Source organism: Clostridium sp. (assembly GCF_050717535.1).
GTDB lineage: Bacteria > Bacillota > Clostridia > Clostridiales > Clostridiaceae > Clostridium_AD.
Genome location: NZ_JBOITM010000066.1, coordinates 1 through 14,285, shown reverse-complemented (window position 1 = coordinate 14,285; position 14,285 = coordinate 1). Strand labels below are relative to the sequence as shown.

Sequence of the window (14,285 nt, the reverse complement as noted above, 5' to 3'; positions counted from 1 at the left end):
AGTTTAATTTAATAAATTATTCTTCTATTCTAGCAATAGCTTTGGCCAAAGATTTTTTATGAGCTAAATTACCTTGTCTTGCTATCATTATTCTTTGAGCCTGTGGCGAACCTGCACCATGCATTGATTCTGTTCTATACCCTACTGCAGTTGTACCAAGTGCCATACATTCTATTAATCTTAGTACTCTCATTCTATTCTCAGTTGAAACAGAGTCAACACCTTTTAAGTATTTTTCAACATATGGTCCGATTTTAGGATCTCTAAAATCTTTATCTGATGGCATAGTTACCATGAGTCCACCAGCAATATCTTCTGCAAGTCTTACTATTTCATATGGGAATCTTGTAACATTTTGCTTACATACATTAGCAAGTAATAAATCTATTATGTAGTTACCTGCTTGAGTTTTATGGCCTTCTGCAGAACATGCAATTCCACAAGCATATAATGTTTCATTTAAGTGAGTCATTTCTATTAATTTGTCTTTAATGTGTGATACCTTACTAGTTCCATTATATTCTGCAGCAAGTGCTGTAGCTCCAATAAGTACGTCACCCACACCGACTTTACATCCACCATAGCTTTGTCTGTGATATCCAGCAAATCTTTCAACAAGCATTCCTGCAAATTCAGTTTCTCCATTTAAGAAAATTCTTTCGTTTGGTACGAATACGTTATCAAATATTGTTAAAGCTTCTACTCCACCAAAATTATAATTTCCAACATCTATATCTGCGCCTTCTTCACTTTTTCTTGTATCGCAAGATTGACGTCCAAGAATCATAATAATACCTTTTGTATCAGTTGGTATTGCAAAAGATACTGCATAATCCTTATCTTCTGGTCGCATAGCCATAGTTGGCATAACTAAAACTTCATGAGAATTACATATACCAGTTTGATGAGCCTTTGCTCCTCTAACCACAATACCATCAGGTCTTCTTTCAACTACTCTAAGATACATATCTGGATCTGCTTGCTTTGATGGTGATAACCCTCTATCTCCTTTAGGATCTGTCATTGCTCCATCTACAGTTAAATCGTTTTCATGAACATATGTTAAAAACTTTTTAAATCTTTCATGATAATTAGTTCCATGTTCTTTATCAATTTCAAAAGTAGTATTATATTCAGAGTTAAAGGCATCCATACCAACACATCTTTGGAAGCATGAAGCAGTTTTTTGTCCACATAATCTTTGCATTTTAACCTTTTTAATTAGGTCATCAGTACTTTGATGAAGATTAGCAAATCTGTTGATTTTTTCACCTGTAAGAGTTGATGTAGCTGTCATTAAATCTTCGTATTCAGTCATTTGTGCCAAGTCATAAGTCATTTTAACCGAGTTCATTGAAGGACGAATAATAGGGTTATCCACTACATTATCTATTTTTTTACCAAACATATAAACCTGCAAGTCTAGTTTCCTAAGACTTTCTACGTATTGATCTCCTGTCATCATTGCCATTAAAACCATTCCCTTCATATCTTTATTTTATATAATTTACACTTATGTATATAGCAATACATATGCCAAGATTATAGAAACACATTATTTTTTAAACATCAGTGCATTTCTAAGGTATAACAAGGGTTTTCCTAGTACTTTATGAATATTGGGTAGTATTCTACATCACATAATCATAAAAAAAAAATAGTTGATGCATAAATGCAACAACTATTTTACAATCGTTTACAAAAACTTATTAACTCTTGTATAGTGTATGACTTGTACACCATCTTTATTTTTTTTGCATTTTTGCAACACGTTTCATTTTTACATCATTCCTTTTTCTAAATATTTTTTACGCTTTCTAACAAATGTAGAAGCATCAATGCCAAGTATTTTTGCAGCATCTCTAACATTTCCAGCTTTATCAAATGCCTTACTAATAAGTTTAGCTTCTACTTTTGAAACTACCTCTTTTAAATTACATAGGTCCTCATTGTCAATATTATTTTCTATAAGATTCAAGCAATTTTTCATAGGCAAGTCACTTTCAAATATTTTGTCACCACTGCTCATCACTATAACTCTTTCTACAATATTTTTAAGTTCCCTAACGTTACCAAGCCAACTATAATTATAAAGTGTATTCATTGCCTCAATAGTGAAAGCCTTATTAAAGTTATATTTGTTATTAAATTCAGATAAGAAATGATGAACTAAAGGTACAATATCCTCTCTTCTTTCTCTTAATGGTGGCACTGTAATAGGAACTACATTTAAGCGATAATATAAGTCTTCTCTAAAATATTTTTCTTTAATCATGTTTTCTAAGTCTTTATTGGTAGCTGCTAATACTCTTACATCAATTTTAATTGGTTTAACTGCTCCAACTCTTTCCACTTCTCCATCTTGAAGCACAGCAAGTAACTTAACTTGTATATCTAGAGGAAGTTCTCCAATTTCATCTAAAAAAACAGTTCCTCCGTCTGCCATTTCAAAAAGTCCCATCTTCCCTTCTTTATTAGCTCCTGTAAAAGCACCTTTTACGTACCCAAATAGCTCAGACTCTATGAGGTTTTGGGGAATTGCACCACAATTAATTTTTATAAAATTTTTGCCACGTCTCTTACTGTTTTTATGTACGAATTTAGCAATTTCTTCTTTTCCAACTCCCGTTTCCCCTAATATTAAAACTGTAGTATCCACATTAGCTACTCTTTTAGCAACCTCCAATAAATTTATCATTATTTTGTCGCTTGCAATAATATCTGTTAACTCTAAATATTGAATTCTCATAGCTTCTATCTCTGAATGATATTTTTCTGTAAGTGTCATATTTTTAGCTAATTGTTCTTCTAACTCATATAAATTCGTTATATCTCGTACATTTGTAACTACCATACTTATTTTGCCTTTGGTATCAAATATGGGATTACTAGAAACCAGTACTTTTTTACCTGTATTAAATTCCTGCTCAATAGTATTAGATTTTTGACTTTTTAATACCATAAGAGTAGATGACTTAGATATGTAGCCCTCTTTTTCTAGTTCGTACATATTTCTATTTAGCATATCTTTTCTTTGTAAACCCGTTATATTTTCGTAAGATTTATTAACTATTAATGTGTTAGCTTTACCATCGGTTATATATATGCCATCAAATGATGCTTCAATTATTGCATCCAGTTGTGTGCAATTAAGTTTTGCCATACCACATTCCATAGTACAGTTTATTCGCTTCTTTAGTTCACTTATCTTTACTAATGAATCGACTAAACGCTGCTTAACCATATTATTTGAAGTAATAATTCCGACAAATTTACCTTCTGAATCTTTTACTGCCATATAACTTTCTTTTGTATCCCAAAAATTCTGTGTTTTACAGTCATCATTGATAATGTTTTTTTTATCTAGTGAAAGGTTTTTTATGTTAATATTAATATTAGTGCCTTTGACAAAATTATTAATTAAGTCATCTTTTGTTAATAACCCCACCAAAATTTCTTTTTCGTCTAATATAGGTATAGCTTCAACTTTATTATTACTAAATAATTGCAATGCCTCGTAAAGAGTATTATTTTCTTTAAGTAAAAAATTGCTTTTCATCATAACGTCCTTTAATTGCATAAAAACGCCCCCATTTAATAATAAAATTAAGCTTTATATTATTTACATAATACAAAGCTTAATTTTATTATATCAGAGAAACCATAATTTAGTATAAATATATAGCTACTATATATTTATATAATTTATATTTTCTCCAATTTCAGATAATCATTTTTCATCTTAATACTAAAACCTTGGCTTTTCCCTTTAAAACTAATTCTTCTTGCTCATTTAGGCAAAATGTATCAAGTGTTAAAACTTTCTTTTTTTCATCTATTTCAATTATAATAGCTTTTGCTTTGATTATGTCACCAATTCTTACTGGTTTTAAAAATTCAAAATTCTGTTCTAAATATATATTACCCGCTCCAGGTAATTTTGTTCCAAGCAATGCCGAAATCATTCCTCCGACTAATTGCCCATGAACAATTCTACCTTTAAAAAAAGACTTTTTAGCCTTTTCCTCATCCATATGCATATAATTATAGTCTCCTGTAATTGATGCATAAGCCTTAACATCTTCTTCTGTAAAACTCTTTATATACTCCTCGCTTTGACCTATATAAAATCTTTTAATATCTGGCATTTTTCGCCTCCATTACAAAATATAATCACCTTTCATTAAAATATTCTTAAGTTATCATCCTCAATGCTATTAAATCATTCCTCTTATATTAAGAGAACACCATCTAACTAATTCACTCATTACTAAACTACCATCCCAAGGTGAATCATACAAATTCATATACCCAATTTTCACAACTCTATCTACCCCTAAAAACGTTACTTTATCTGCAAAATCTAAAGTGTTCTTATTGTTTTTTGAAGCTATGCCAATTGTTTGTACATTCTTAGTAATTAAAGGACATACCTCAAAAATATTCTCTATCTCTTTTATAAATATAGTTCTTCCTGTAATAGGTTCTTCTAGGTTTAATTGTTTATTAATTAATATTGTATATCGGAGTCCCTTACTTATGTAAAGCGACTTATCCAAACTTAGATAGTATTCTCCTCTTTTATTAATTATTTTTGCCGCAATAGCTTGTTCTAAATCTAAATTAGTATATCTTTTAATAATCTTCTCAAATTTCAAACTTAACATTTGTGCTATTTCTTCTAGCGATAGTTTGCTTTTTTCTAAAAACAATACTTGCGGAGAAGAACAGGCCTTTTGTTTGAATGCAATTACATCTGTGACCAAATTTTCTAAGTATTCCTCAAAGTCATCACTTTCTATAGCTGATTTATCAAAAACTGCAAAGGAATATTTAGGCCCAAAAATCAAATCCTTACAAGTAGTTTTTTTAGGTAAAATAGAAAGAGCATTTACAGCTATTTTCCCCCCCCAAATTACCCGTACATCAGCTTTTAAAGACATTTGAGAATTAAGATACTTATCTTCACTATCAAAATAAATAAAAACAATGTTTTTTAATATAACCTTAGAGGAATAAGTAATACCCTTATATTCAACAACAATATTATCCAAAAGCTTTAACAATTCATATACTTCACTAACACTTTCTTTAGATACCCTAAGCACATTACCATTTTTGCATAATATACTTTGGAGCACTGAATAAATTCCTAAAGTAGACACATTTCCAGCTATCCAATGGCTTACTACACCCCTTGGCTGTGCTTTTATGTATTTTTCATTTTCTACCTGTACAAAATCATTTAGATATTCAATATTACCTAGGTTAAGCTTTAACTGTTTTTCCATATTATTCTTTTTTAAATAAAAGCATAAGAATGGAACACCTTCCATTCTTAATATTTCTCTATTTGAAGCAATTTTTTTGCTATATTCATTCATAATAAGGATTATGACTTGAACCGGAAATTTATGCAACTCCTCTCGATTCTTGTTTAAGCAGCTATCTATTTCAAGAAATTCCTCAAACTTTATTCCATTTTTATAGAAATTTCCATCTAGTTCATAACAATTTATCATTTTCCTACCTCCCTTTCAGCAAAAGTATCTCCACAGCCTCTAACCTCGGCCTTTTCTACTCGGGACTTAAATCTGAAATACTTACCTTTTCTGCCACAAGGACAATCATCTATGCCTATATATTCGCCAATATCCTCAGTTAAAATTGCCTGTGATGGATAGCTACTTCCTAAAATACTCATAACTTCTATAAGACCTGATTCACCAAGCTTCACCTCTTCTAAAGTCTGCACATCTCTTATAATAATTTCAGCAAAATTTGGTACATGTTTATGTCCACACTCACAATCAATAAAAACTACTCCTGCCTGTTCCACCATTCCGTAAAAATCTATCACATTAGTAGTACTTGTGTTAAATACCTGTGCAACGGCCTCTGCAAACACTTTTTTTTCAACCTTTTCAGAATTAAGTTTTTTCCATCCGCCACTATGTAACAACTTTAACTTAGGCATATCTAATCTTATTCCATCTTGGTTTAATACTTTTAAAAATTTGGACCACAATATATAAGTAAATCCATAGACTAAAATTTCCTCATTCTTATATTTCTCTTCAAATTCCCGTAGTCTATCTATATTTAATTTAAGCTGATTATTTTCGTTATCCATAACATAAAAAATTTTGCTAGCAAAGGTGCTTATGCCCCTTATAGCCGCCCCTCGTGCAGTTATACTATCTCCGCTTCTATTGCTATCTTCACTATCCACAATAAGCATAGTTCTTCTCTTAGTACCTAAAAAGCTTGTCAATGTACTTATTAATCCCTGTGTTTGTCTTATTGAAGTTTTTTTATCTAAATATATTTTGCTAGGAATTCCTGTAGTAGTAGCACTAGAATTTAATACTCTTACCACCTGATCCATATCGCATATTCTAAGATCAAAATATTTAAACATATTTACAGGTATATATGGTACCTGCTCTAGGGTTTTAATATTATTAATATTTATACCTAATTTATTATACATAGCTCTTATGTTTAAATTGGACAGATTATGTTCTAGTTGCAATAAGATAATATTTAAAAGTAGCTTTTCCTTATTTCCCTGGTCTATATTAAACTGCTCTTCTAATACCAACTCATCAATAAGTCCTAAATCATCCATTTAATTCACCCTCTTAATCTTTATTTAAGCTCTTTAAGTTTTTTAATAACACCTTTCCAGAAGAGTTTTTTGGCAAAGTCTTTATAAATTCTATATACCTTGGAGTTTTATATGAGGGTAACTGTTTTCTACAGAAATCTAATATGTATTTAAAATTTATAGAAGATTGATTTTCTATTAATACTATAAAAGCCTTTACTGCCTCTCCTAAAATATCATCGCAAACTCCAATAACTGCACATTCCACTACCTCAGGAATTTGTAAGATTATATCCTCTACTTCTCTTGGACTTATTCTATTCCCCCCACTTTTAATAATGTTTTTTTCTCTTGAGACTATATATATATATCCTTCATTATCTACTTTTGCTAAATCTCCCGTATATAAATATCCCTGCTTTATAACTTTATCTGTTTCTTCCTTATCATTAAGATAGCCTTTCATTATATTGCCACCACGAGCGACAACCTCGCCTATTTCACCAGGTTTGACTTGTTTTCCTTCACTATTTAAAACCATTAGTTCTGTTCCACTAATTCCTTTACCTATAGAATTCATCTTCTTACTAATTAAATGTGGTGGTAAATAAGACAACCTTGCTGTGGCTTCAGTCTGACCATACATAATAAAAATATCTACTTCTTTTAAAATATTTATAAGTTCTACTATAGATGTTTCTGAAAGCTTTCCTCCAGCCTGAGTTATATACCTCAAAGAAGGCAGCTCATTATGCCTTATATCTGTCATTCTAAGCAATATTTGATAAGTGCTAGGAACCCCTGAAAAGCTTGTACAATTATACTTATTTATATCTTCAATAACTGTTTGTGGAAACATAAATTTATTATTAATTACAATACTTCCACCTACCCTAAAGTGAGTATGCAAAATTGAAGTACCATAGCAATAATAAAAAGGAAGTACCGTCTCTGCTCTATCCTTTTCAGTAAGCTTTAGATATTCTATAATAGAATTTGTGTTAAAAATGAGATTATAATGAGTGAGCATTACTCCTTTTGGATTTCCTGTGGAACCAGAAGTAAACAATATTACAGCTACATCTTCCTTTATATCTATATGCTCACTATAATTATTTTCATATGCAACAGTAGAACCACACTCACTAATTTCTGTGTAAATCTCAACATCATCACAAGCCAATCCATTTATTTTTTCACTAAATTTATTCTGAGTAAAAATCAACTTAATATTAAGAGAGTCTAAAATATACTTTATTTCTTTGCTATTTAAAGTTGGATTAATAGGAACACAGATAGCCCCACTTTTAATTATTCCGAAATAATTTTCAATAAAAAAATTAGAATTTTCCGAAACCAAAAGTATAGCATCTTTTTTAGTAAGTTTCTTGTTTTTTATAAAAGAAGCCTTCTTGTTTACGTTTTCAAAAATTTCCTTGTAATTTACTTCATCTTTTAAAAATACAGCAGTTTTATTAAGTTTTGATGAAAACTCAAAAACATAATCTGTAAAAGTCATATTGTAATACCATATTTCCCAATTATCTTTTTAATACCTCCAATTGTATACATTCTAGAAATATCTATTACGTCTAAAGTTATGTCAAAAGCCTCCTCCAAACTTGTCACAAGTTCTACATGTCCTAAAGAATCCCAACACTCTATATCGTCTGGTCCCATACCATCATGTATATCCTCCGAATTTTTAAAATCCAATACATCACATAAAACTTTGTTTAATTTTTCTATATTACTCATAACAACTCCTCCTAATAACTAATACTTTATATTAAGCAAGATACATGCCAATCTTTAATGCTAAATAATTAAACTTTATTGCAAATTAGCAACAAAATACTCATTTAATAATACTGTTTACTTAAAAAAACTATGAAAACAAGTACTATATATGAGATGTTGCATATTTGCAACACTTTTCATTTTTGCAACAAATTTAACATGAATTTTAAATGATAATTTACAGACTAATTAAATACTCAATGAAACAATTTTCATTTTATTTATTTTTGTGGTATATTATTTTTTATGGTATATTATTAATTTTTGATGAAAAGGAGTGGTTTAAAATGCTAAATTTTAATTATTCAATTCCCACTAAAATATTTTTTGGCAAAGATAAAATAAAAATGCTTGGTAGTGAAATAAAAAAATACGGTTCTAGGGTATTGCTTGTTTATGGAGGCGGTAGCATAAAAAAAAGTGGAATATATAGTAAAATTACTCAGATATTGAAAACAAATGATATTAATTTTTTGGAGCTTTCAGGCATAAATCCAAATCCAAGAATAACAAGTGTAAGAAAAGGTATTCAGCTTTGTAGAGAGAATGAAATAGACCTTGTACTTGCCGTAGGTGGGGGTAGTTCAATTGACTGTGCAAAGGTTATAGCAGCAGGGTATTACTATGATGGAGATGCCTGGGATATCGTGCTTCATCCAAGAAAAATTAAAAAAGCACTTCCAATTGCTACTATATTAACACTAGCTGCAACAGGTTCTGAAATGAATTCTACAGCTGTAATTACAAATAATTACACAAATGAAAAATTAGGAACGGCGCACCAATCTATGACTCCTAAGTTTTCTATATTGGACCCTACATATACATACACATTGCCTGCATTCCAAACAGCAGTAGGTACGGTAGATATGATCAGTCATATTTTGGAGGTATACTTTAGCAATACAAATGAGGCATATATTCAGAATAAAATGGCAGAAGCACTGCTTAAAACCTGTATAAAGTATGGTGAAATAGCTGTGAAGGAACCTGAAAATTATGAAGCAAGATCTAACTTAATGTGGACATCGAGCCTTGCAATAAATGGCCTTTTAAGCTATGGAAAAATAACAGAGTGGAGTGTTCATGCAATGGAACATCAATTAAGTGCATACTATGATATTACTCATGGAGCAGGCATTGCAATTTTAACACCACACTGGATGGAATATATTTTAAATGAAAAGACCTTAGATAAATTTGTTGAATATGGAGTAAATATTTGGAATATTGATAAAAATGAAGACAAGTATAAAATAGCTAATAAAGCAATAAAAAAAACAAAAGAGTATTTTATTTCTTTAGGACTTTCTACTTCATTAAGAGAAGTTGGCATAAATGAAGAAAAATTAGAAGAAATGGCAAAAAAAGCTACAAAAAGAGGTACTCTAGGAAACTTCAAGGTTTTAGATACAGAGGATGTATTAAATATATTCAGATTATCATTATAACTTGTGGTACATACAGTAATGGAACTGGATACTCTAAACATATTATCTTTTGAATCTCTACGTTAAACTCCAGTATAACCCATTGAAATAATAAAACGGACACCCAAAGAGTGCCCGTTCATTATATTAATGTTTCAGTACAGTTCCAAGAGGTCCTGATCCTTTTATAATTACTTTTTATCATTAATATTATTCTTAATTCTATTAGGTTTAACCTTAGGCCTCATTACTACATCATTCTTCTTATCTTTTTTAGAAGCTATACCTGAATAATTTGTTTTAGTAATATTTCTCTTTTTAATAAATCCTGATAAATCCATAAACCATAAAAATAAAAAAACAAATGTTCCTGGTATTATGTAGTTAGCTACATATTTGGGCATATTGGGCCATGCTAACATAGATACTATAAATACTACCATAGCGAGTCCAAGTATTATCCATTTATTAACTTTTACCTTATATAATACATAAGATTTTAAAACATTATATACCACAAGAATAATAATTGAATATACAACGATGCTAAGTATTGTCGTAAAGGTACTCATTTTATCCCCTCTTTTCTATAATTGGCATGAAAATAGCCTATACTATACATTATCAGACATTTCCTAATATATATCAATAGTTTATGCATTATTTTATATAATTATATTTGTATTCAAAAATAATTTATGCTAAAATATTTTATGGGTAGTATCTGAAAAGAACTGCACCGAATTGTTTAGCATATTATTTATGATTTTTCTGCTCATATCTTTATGAATGAGACAGCTATACAGGAGTCTCCGAACCTCAGAGGTTGAGGTCTTTTTTATACTGTATTGCATTGGAGGCGATATTATGGTTATCGGCTTTATTGGAAGTGGAAAGGTAGGTTTTTCCCTTGGAAAATATTTTTCATCTAAAGGAATAAGTTTATCTGGATACTATAGTAAATTTTACCAAGATGCTAAAGAAGCATCTGTGTTTACTAATTCAACAGCCTACGAAAACATTAATGATTTAGTACAGGATAGTTCACTGATTTTTATTACTACTCCTGATGATTTCATTCATGAAGTTTTGCAGAAATTATCAAATTTAAATTTAACAAATAAAATAATATGTCATACTAGTGGTTCCTTAACTTCTAGGGTTTTTTTAGATATAAACAATTCAGATGCATTCGCATATTCAGTTCACCCTATTTTCGCATTTTCTGATAAATATAACTCCTATAAAAACTTGCAAAATGCCTATTTTTCTATGGAAGGACCAGAAGTACATATATATGAACTTAAAGATTTCATTCACTCTTTAGGTAATAACTCTTTTATTATTAATAAAGATGATAAGGCGCTTTACCACTTAGCTAGTGTCACAGTGTCAAATTTAGTTTTATCTTTAATTAATACCGGTTGTAGTTACTTAAGTCAATGTGGACTTAGTGAAAATGATGCCCTAGCTGCATTATTTCCACTAATCCAAAATAATATTGATAATATAAAAGAAAGTGGAATCATCAATGCTTTAACTGGTCCCGTTGAAAGAAATGATTTAGACACAATAAAGCATCATATAGCTTCTATTCCTAAATGTGATGCCACCATGTATAAAAATTTATCTCTAAAATTACTACACTTATCAGAAAAAAAGCATAGCGAAATAGACTATACCGAACTTGAAGAATATTTAAAAATTCAGGAGGAATAACAATTGAAAAATTCTATTTTAACCTTTATATCTGCGAAAAAAACAGGTGAAAAATTAACAATGCTTACAGCATATGATTATTCTATGGCGAAACTTATTGATGAATGTGGTATTAATGGCATTTTAGTAGGAGACTCCCTAGGCATGGTTTGTCTTGGATACAAGGACACCCTAAGTGTGACTATGGAGGACATGATACATCATACTAAGGCCGTTGCTAGGGGCACTACAAATGCCCTGGTAGTTGGTGATATGCCTTTTATGTCTTACCAAACTTCAGTATATGATGCAGTTAAAAATGCTGGAAGATTTGTACAAGAGGCTGGAGCTCAGGCAGTAAAACTCGAAGGTGGCGCCATAGTTTGCCCACAAATTCAAGCTATAGTGGATGCTCAAATACCTGTGATGGGTCATATTGGGCTAACCCCTCAATCTGTTAATATGTTTGGAGGCTTTAAAGTCCAAGGTAAAGATATACTCCATGCTAAAAAACTTATTGAAGATGCAAAAAAAATAGAGGCTGCCGGAGCCTTTGCCATTGTACTTGAGTGTATGCCCTCTAAGCTGGCTGATATTATATCAAGGGAAATCTCTATACCAACTATTGGAATAGGTGCTGGTGGTGGCTGTGACGGTCAAATTTTAGTATATCAAGATATGCTTAATATGTTCTCAGATCTTAAACCTAAGTTTGTAAAAAATTTTGCAAATGTTGGTGATCTTATAAAAGATGGATTTAAATCATATGTTAAAGAAGTCACTGAAGGAACTTTCCCAAGCATAGAACACTGTTTTAAAATAGATGATGAAATTCTGAATAAATTATATTAAAAAGGAAGTGAACCAGGCATTAATAGAGCATATATAATTACATCTTATAATGCCGCCTAAAAATGAATATTGTAAAAACTATTGAAGAAGTTAGAAATCAAGTGAATGCTTGGAAAAATGAAGGATATAGCATTGCCCTAGTTCCTACTATGGGATATTTACATGAAGGGCATGCAAGTCTTATAAAACGTGCTGCTAGTGAAAATCAAAAAATTGTGGTAAGTATATTTGTAAATCCTATACAGTTTGGCCCTAGTGAAGATTTAGCATCTTACCCAAGAGATTTAGATAAAGATGCAATTCTATGCAAGGGCGCAGGAGCCAATTTGATCTTTGCTCCAGAAGCCTCAGAAATGTATTATACTGATGCTCAAACAAATGTCAGTGTAAATGGGCTCACAAAAGGCTTATGTGGTGCTAAAAGACCTGGTCATTTCAACGGTGTATGCACTGTAGTTTCAAAACTCTTTAATATAGTTTGTGCTGATAAAGCTTACTTTGGAGAAAAAGATGCTCAGCAGTTAGCTGTGATAAAAAGAATGGTTAGAGATTTAAATTTTCCTATAGAAATTATAGGTTGTCCTATTGTACGAGAAGATGATGGGCTAGCAAAAAGTTCACGTAATAATTACTTATCAACAGATGAAAGGGCTGCAGCACTAATTCTAAGCAAAAGCTTAAATAGTGCTAAGCAGCTGCTACTTACCCATGAAAAATCTGCTGAGTTTTTAAAAGAAACCATAAGAAAACAAATTCAAAGTGAAGTTTTAGCTAAAATAGATTATATAGAAGTCGTAGATGCTTTATCACTTACTACTATAGAACTTATTGATAAACCAGTTCTTGTTGCAATAGCAGTTTATATTGGCAAAACAAGATTAATAGATAATTTTATATGGCATTCAAAATAAAAAAAGCAGTTAGATAACCCTTAATAAGTGTTATCTAACCCAGAGAAGAACAGGAGGAATAAACAATTGATAATAACTATGTTAAAATCTAAAATACACAGAGCCACTGTTACAGAGGCTAAATTAAATTATGTGGGAAGTATAACTATCGATAAATCACTAATGAACAATGCAAATATCTTAGAATATGAAAAAGTTCAAATTGTGGATATCGACAATGGAGAAAGATTTGAGACTTATGTTATTGCCGGAGAATCTGGTAGTGGTGTTATGTGTATAAATGGTGCCGCTGCAAGATGTGTGCAAACAGGAGATAAAATAATAATTATGACTTATTGCCAACTTCATGAAGAAGAAGCTAGAAAATTTAAGCCTACAGTAGTATTTGTTGATGGTACCAATAATGTAGAAGAAATAACCCATTATGAGACTCATGGCGAAATAAAATAATTTTTTTAATAATTTTGTAATAATTTTTCAAAAATTGCAAACAATAATACTGAAAACTTCATTAAAAAGGAGATGTATACGTTGAAAGCATTAGATATTACTGCACTCGTATTAGTTATTATAGGAGCTGTAAATTGGGGATTAATTGGATTTTTCCAATTTGACCTAGTATCAAGCTTATTTGGTACTGGTACCGCATTTACTAGAATCATATTTGCTCTAGTAGGCATTTGTGGTCTATATTCACTATCTTTCTTAGGGAGAGACAGGGGTACAGACAGAGATACAACTGAGGTTAGATAGTTTCAACATAAAAGTGCAAATCAAATAAAAAGAAGCTGAGATTTCAAATTCAGCTTCTTTTTATTTGTAAGAAACAACTTGCATAAAATAATGTGGATAACTTTTTTATGATTATCCCACAAAAAGCTTGTAATTACTTCCAATAGCAGTACTTATGATATAATAATACCAAAATGATCACTTTAGGAGGATTACTATGTTTTGCAAAAATAACACTCAACAAACTACATT

General features: G+C 30.6%; 14 protein-coding genes. 6 read left to right on the top strand and 8 right to left on the bottom strand.

The window, feature by feature from the left end:
- Positions 1–16 precede the first annotated feature (16 nt).
- The 7 genes from ACREVU_RS09205 to ACREVU_RS09175 form a co-directional block, all read right to left on the bottom strand.
- The gene (locus ACREVU_RS09205) at positions 17–1,471 is read right to left on the bottom strand and encodes a 4-hydroxyphenylacetate 3-hydroxylase family protein (RefSeq protein ID WP_431551410.1); all 1,455 of its coding nucleotides are present in this window, start codon (positions 1,469–1,471) and stop codon (positions 17–19) included.
- Positions 1,472–1,780: 309 nt separating this feature from the next.
- A complete protein-coding gene (locus ACREVU_RS09200; protein ID WP_431551297.1) occupies positions 1,781–3,580 on the bottom strand; it encodes a sigma 54-interacting transcriptional regulator in 1,800 nt (599 codons plus the stop codon).
- A gap of 157 nt (positions 3,581–3,737) precedes the next feature.
- Positions 3,738–4,148 (bottom strand): MaoC family dehydratase, encoded by a 411-nt coding sequence (locus ACREVU_RS09195; protein ID WP_431551296.1) that lies wholly within the window; start codon positions 4,146–4,148, stop codon positions 3,738–3,740.
- Positions 4,149–4,217: 69 nt separating this feature from the next.
- The gene (locus tag ACREVU_RS09190) at positions 4,218–5,522 is read right to left on the bottom strand and encodes an acyl-CoA reductase (protein ID WP_431551295.1); all 1,305 of its coding nucleotides are present in this window, start codon (positions 5,520–5,522) and stop codon (positions 4,218–4,220) included.
- Positions 5,519–6,631 (bottom strand): LuxE/PaaK family acyltransferase, encoded by a 1,113-nt coding sequence (locus tag ACREVU_RS09185; RefSeq protein ID WP_431551294.1) that lies wholly within the window; start codon positions 6,629–6,631, stop codon positions 5,519–5,521. Before ACREVU_RS09185 ends, ACREVU_RS09190 begins: the two co-directional genes overlap by 4 nt.
- 13 nt (positions 6,632–6,644) lie before the next feature.
- Positions 6,645–8,129, bottom strand: coding sequence for an AMP-binding protein (locus ACREVU_RS09180; RefSeq protein WP_431551293.1), 1,485 nt, complete (start codon positions 8,127–8,129; stop codon positions 6,645–6,647).
- A complete protein-coding gene (locus tag ACREVU_RS09175; RefSeq protein WP_431551292.1) occupies positions 8,126–8,368 on the bottom strand; it encodes an acyl carrier protein in 243 nt (80 codons plus the stop codon). The genes ACREVU_RS09180 and ACREVU_RS09175 overlap by 4 nt, the downstream gene beginning before the upstream one ends.
- A gap of 329 nt (positions 8,369–8,697) precedes the next feature.
- Between ACREVU_RS09175 and ACREVU_RS09170 the strand changes: the two genes are divergently transcribed.
- Positions 8,698–9,861, top strand: a complete 1,164-nt coding sequence (locus tag ACREVU_RS09170) for an iron-containing alcohol dehydrogenase (RefSeq protein WP_431551291.1) — start codon at positions 8,698–8,700, stop codon at positions 9,859–9,861.
- Between the two features lie 170 nt (positions 9,862–10,031).
- Here the strand turns inward: ACREVU_RS09170 and ACREVU_RS09165 are convergent, their stop codons facing one another.
- Positions 10,032–10,412, bottom strand: coding sequence for a hypothetical protein (locus tag ACREVU_RS09165; protein ID WP_431551290.1), 381 nt, complete (start codon positions 10,410–10,412; stop codon positions 10,032–10,034).
- Positions 10,413–10,707: 295 nt separating this feature from the next.
- On the opposite strand from ACREVU_RS09165, the gene ACREVU_RS09160 reads away from it, so the two are divergent.
- The 5 genes from ACREVU_RS09160 (at position 10,708) to ACREVU_RS09140 (ending at position 14,054) form a co-directional block, all read left to right on the top strand.
- Entirely contained in the window at positions 10,708–11,559 is an 852-nt protein-coding gene (locus tag ACREVU_RS09160; RefSeq protein WP_431551289.1) for a Rossmann-like and DUF2520 domain-containing protein, read from the top strand.
- Positions 11,560–11,562: 3 nt separating this feature from the next.
- A complete protein-coding gene (gene panB, locus ACREVU_RS09155) occupies positions 11,563–12,390 on the top strand; it encodes a 3-methyl-2-oxobutanoate hydroxymethyltransferase (RefSeq protein ID WP_431551288.1) in 828 nt (275 codons plus the stop codon).
- A 62-nt stretch (positions 12,391–12,452) separates the two neighbouring features.
- Positions 12,453–13,301: a pantoate--beta-alanine ligase gene (gene panC, locus ACREVU_RS09150; protein ID WP_431551287.1), complete on the top strand. Its 849-nt coding sequence runs from the start codon at positions 12,453–12,455 to the stop codon at positions 13,299–13,301.
- A 66-nt stretch (positions 13,302–13,367) separates the two neighbouring features.
- A complete protein-coding gene (gene panD, locus ACREVU_RS09145; protein ID WP_431551286.1) occupies positions 13,368–13,751 on the top strand; it encodes an aspartate 1-decarboxylase in 384 nt (127 codons plus the stop codon).
- An 81-nt stretch (positions 13,752–13,832) separates the two neighbouring features.
- Positions 13,833–14,054, top strand: a complete 222-nt coding sequence (locus ACREVU_RS09140; protein ID WP_431551285.1) for a DUF378 domain-containing protein — start codon at positions 13,833–13,835, stop codon at positions 14,052–14,054.
- Positions 14,055–14,285: the final 231 nt, after the last annotated feature.

Excerpts from the sequence above, each read along its gene's own strand:
- ACREVU_RS09205 (WP_431551410.1), bottom strand. The coding sequence starts at position 1,471 with ATGGCAATGATGACAGGAGATCAATACGTAGAAAGTCTTAGGAAACTA.
- ACREVU_RS09200 (WP_431551297.1), bottom strand. The coding sequence starts at position 3,580 with ATGCAATTAAAGGACGTTATGATGAAAAGCAATTTTTTACTTAAAGAA.
- ACREVU_RS09195 (WP_431551296.1), bottom strand. The coding sequence starts at position 4,148 with ATGCCAGATATTAAAAGATTTTATATAGGTCAAAGCGAGGAGTATATA.
- ACREVU_RS09190 (WP_431551295.1), bottom strand. The coding sequence starts at position 5,522 with ATGATAAATTGTTATGAACTAGATGGAAATTTCTATAAAAATGGAATA.
- ACREVU_RS09185 (WP_431551294.1), bottom strand. The coding sequence starts at position 6,631 with ATGGATGATTTAGGACTTATTGATGAGTTGGTATTAGAAGAGCAGTTT.
- ACREVU_RS09180 (WP_431551293.1), bottom strand. The coding sequence starts at position 8,129 with ATGACTTTTACAGATTATGTTTTTGAGTTTTCATCAAAACTTAATAAA.
- ACREVU_RS09175 (WP_431551292.1), bottom strand. The coding sequence starts at position 8,368 with ATGAGTAATATAGAAAAATTAAACAAAGTTTTATGTGATGTATTGGAT.
- ACREVU_RS09170 (WP_431551291.1), top strand. The coding sequence starts at position 8,698 with ATGCTAAATTTTAATTATTCAATTCCCACTAAAATATTTTTTGGCAAA.
- ACREVU_RS09165 (WP_431551290.1), bottom strand. The coding sequence starts at position 10,412 with ATGAGTACCTTTACGACAATACTTAGCATCGTTGTATATTCAATTATT.
- ACREVU_RS09160 (WP_431551289.1), top strand. The coding sequence starts at position 10,708 with ATGGTTATCGGCTTTATTGGAAGTGGAAAGGTAGGTTTTTCCCTTGGA.
- panC (WP_431551287.1), top strand. The coding sequence starts at position 12,453 with ATGAATATTGTAAAAACTATTGAAGAAGTTAGAAATCAAGTGAATGCT.